2 protein-coding genes and 3 pseudogenes are annotated in these 2,690 nt (G+C 41.6%); 2 read left to right on the top strand and 3 right to left on the bottom strand.

Going from position 1 to position 2,690, the window contains the following annotated elements:
• Positions 1–284: 284 nt before the first annotated feature.
• A pseudogene (locus tag J582_RS26530) lies at positions 285–413 on the bottom strand (VF530 family DNA-binding protein); the annotation flags it as partial.
• A 59-nt stretch (positions 414–472) separates the two neighbouring features.
• Between J582_RS26530 and J582_RS24500 the strand changes: the two are divergent.
• Entirely contained in the window at positions 473–1,492 is a 1,020-nt protein-coding gene (locus J582_RS24500) for an IS481 family transposase (RefSeq protein ID WP_050674840.1), read from the top strand.
• Positions 1,419–1,586: pseudogene (locus J582_RS26525) on the top strand (integrase core domain-containing protein); the annotation flags it as partial. The gene J582_RS24500 and the pseudogene J582_RS26525, both read left to right, overlap by 74 nt.
• A 38-nt stretch (positions 1,587–1,624) precedes the next feature.
• Here J582_RS26525 and J582_RS24495 read toward each other — a convergent pair.
• Together J582_RS24495 and J582_RS24490 are read right to left on the bottom strand one after the other, a co-directional pair.
• Positions 1,625–1,903, bottom strand: a pseudogene (locus J582_RS24495) (U32 family peptidase); the annotation flags it as partial.
• A 56-nt stretch (positions 1,904–1,959) separates the two neighbouring features.
• A partial coding sequence (locus tag J582_RS24490; protein ID WP_032048828.1) for a PLP-dependent aminotransferase family protein occupies positions 1,960–2,690 on the bottom strand: 731 nt, incomplete at its 5' end.

Raw genomic sequence — 2,690 nt, 5'->3', positions numbered from 1 at the left:
TTTGGAGCGGGAAACGAGACTCGAACTCGCGACCCCAACCTTGGCAAGAGTCACCGACATAAAATACACTAAATAACACAATTGGTACGTTAATAAACTCTATATATAACAGTTATATAGAGTTTTTATTTTGTGTGACGTAATTTAAGATGGGGTGGGGTACTTTTATTTTTGGTCACTAATTTATTGTGATAATCAACAATAATAACCAACATACATATGCTTAATCTAAAGGTATTTTACTGACTGGTATAATTTTATGATGAGAGGGGTGTTGCCTGAGGCTACGGTTTCTGTTTGGCCTTTTGGCGTAAGACGTACAAATATAAGCTTTCTACTTTTTCACGTGCCCATGGTATGGTACGCAAGAATCGTAATGATGATTTAACACTTGGGTCTATGCAAAAACATCTAGGTGTTTAGTCCCAGATTTTAATGGTGCAATATTCTCAGATAAATGGAAGGAAGCACTATGGGACAAGTTCTACACAGCAGCGCCACAACGACACAGGCAGTGCGTCGAGCAATACAAAATAGTCAAGAGAGCTTAAGAACGCTAGCCAAGCGTTACGGCATCAATCAAAAGACCGTCGCAAAATGGAAGAAACGTACTTCAGTAGATGATCTTACAACCGGCCCAAAGAATTCTCGCTCAAGCGTGTTATCGCCTGAAGATGAGGCGGCAATTGTTGCTTTTCGAAAACGCACTTTGTTGCCGCTAGACGATTGCCTTTATGCATTGCAGCCGAGTATTCCTTATCTGACACGCTCGTCGTTACACCGCTGCTTACAGCGGCATGGTATTTCACGACTGCCTGAGGTACAAGGTGATCGCCCTGTCAGGAAGCGCTTCAAGAGCTACCCCATTGGTTACTTTCATATCGACATCGCTGAGATGCAAACAGCACAGGGTAAGCTTTATCTCTTCGTTGCCATTGATCGCACTTCCAAGTTTGCGTTCACTGAATTGCATACTAAAGCCAGTAAGATGGCAGCCGCGGAGTTCATGCGCAATCTGGTTAAGGCTGTGCCCTATAGAATCCATACGGTGCTAACAGATAACGGCATCCAGTTCACGAACCGCACCTGTGATCGCTACGCCTCTGAGCACATCTTTGATCGGGTTTGTACTGAATGTGGCATTGAACATCGTCTTACCAAGGTTAAGCATCCATGGACCAATGGACAGGTCGAGAGGATGAACCGAACGATTAAAGAAGCTACTGTCAAACGGTTCCATTACGACGATCACACTCAGCTATGCATTCACCTTGCTGATTTTATTGCTGCATACAACTTCGGCCGCAGACTCAAAACACTCAGGGGCCTGACTCCCTACGAATTCATCTGCAAACAGTGGACAGATGAACCTGAACTTTTTAAAATTGATCCGATCCATCAAATGCCGGGACTAAACATATTTAAAAGCAGATTGGCAAGGTTTAGCAGATGTACAACTTGCGACACTAAACTGGGTAGATTGGTTCAATAAAAAGCGTGTACACAGTGCACTGGGTTATGTATCGCCTTTTGAGTTTGAAGCAATGTACTATGATAAGATTAATCCGTTAGGTCAGGTGGCCTAACTTAAATAAAAAAGTCTCCGACAAACCCGGTACGGTTCAATCAGAGCATCTGGCTGCATAGCCACAATTGGCTCAAGATCGCGTATAAAGTTTTTTAATTTGCTGTTATGTGGCTGAATATTTACCACAACATAAAACTTCTTACCCAAAGCGTGGGCTTCATCAATACCAATTTTTAAGTTGTCATGGTCAAAAGCATTATTACGTACACGTAAGCTGTAACGAGGTTGGCCTGCGTATACTGCATCTGCACCATAAGCAAATGCATAGCGCATGTTTTTAAGAGAACCTGCGGGAGAGAGAAGTTCGGTTTTCATAAAATAAAAGGCATAAAAAATATATGGTTTTATTTTATTAACTCCGCATTTTTGATTCAACCTACTGAATTAGTAGGAATTTGAGTTATATCATTTTGCGCGGGTAGCATATTTTTTGCTAACTCTCCTAAGCGCATCAAAGCATTTAACATTTTCGGATTTAATTCGAAACAGGCTGCTATACGTAAACAATGACTAAAACGTTTATCAGCCGAACATAAAATTCCTGGCATACATAAGATCTTTTCATCCATTGCTTGATGAAACAGTTCTAATGTATCAATAGATTCGGGTAGCTCTAACCATAAAATAAATCCAGCTTGTGGACGACTAACTCGAGTACCGAGTGGAAAATAGCGACAAATATAAGAGTTGATGGTATCGATTTGTTGTTGATAGCGCTTTTTGAGCTGACGTAAATGCAGATCGTAACCACCATTTTCTAAAAAAAGTCCTAAAGTTTCGGTGAGTAAAGTTGGTTCGGCAACGGTTGTTGTTAATTTAATTTGCTGCACAATATTACGAAAGCGTCCAGCTTCTAGCCAACCAATTCGATAGTCAGGTGCCACAGTTTTGGTATAGCTACCACAGACCAAGACCCATCCATTTTGGTCAAATGCCTTAATGTTGGGTAGGAGAGGCTCGGTGAGTTGTAGTTCAGCATACATTGCATCTTCAATAACCGGAATTTGGAACTGATTAGCGAGCTCTGCTAAACGCCGGCGGTTGCTTTCAGGCATGCTAAAACCAAGAGGATTATGTCCTGTCGGAATAGTTAATATGGCTT

This window comes from Acinetobacter sp. 1566109 (assembly GCF_000582255.1).
GTDB classification, from domain to species: Bacteria; Pseudomonadota; Gammaproteobacteria; order Pseudomonadales; family Moraxellaceae; genus Acinetobacter; species Acinetobacter nosocomialis.
The sequence above is the reverse complement of the archived record's forward strand: the minus strand, read 5'-3'. Positions and strand labels throughout refer to the sequence as shown.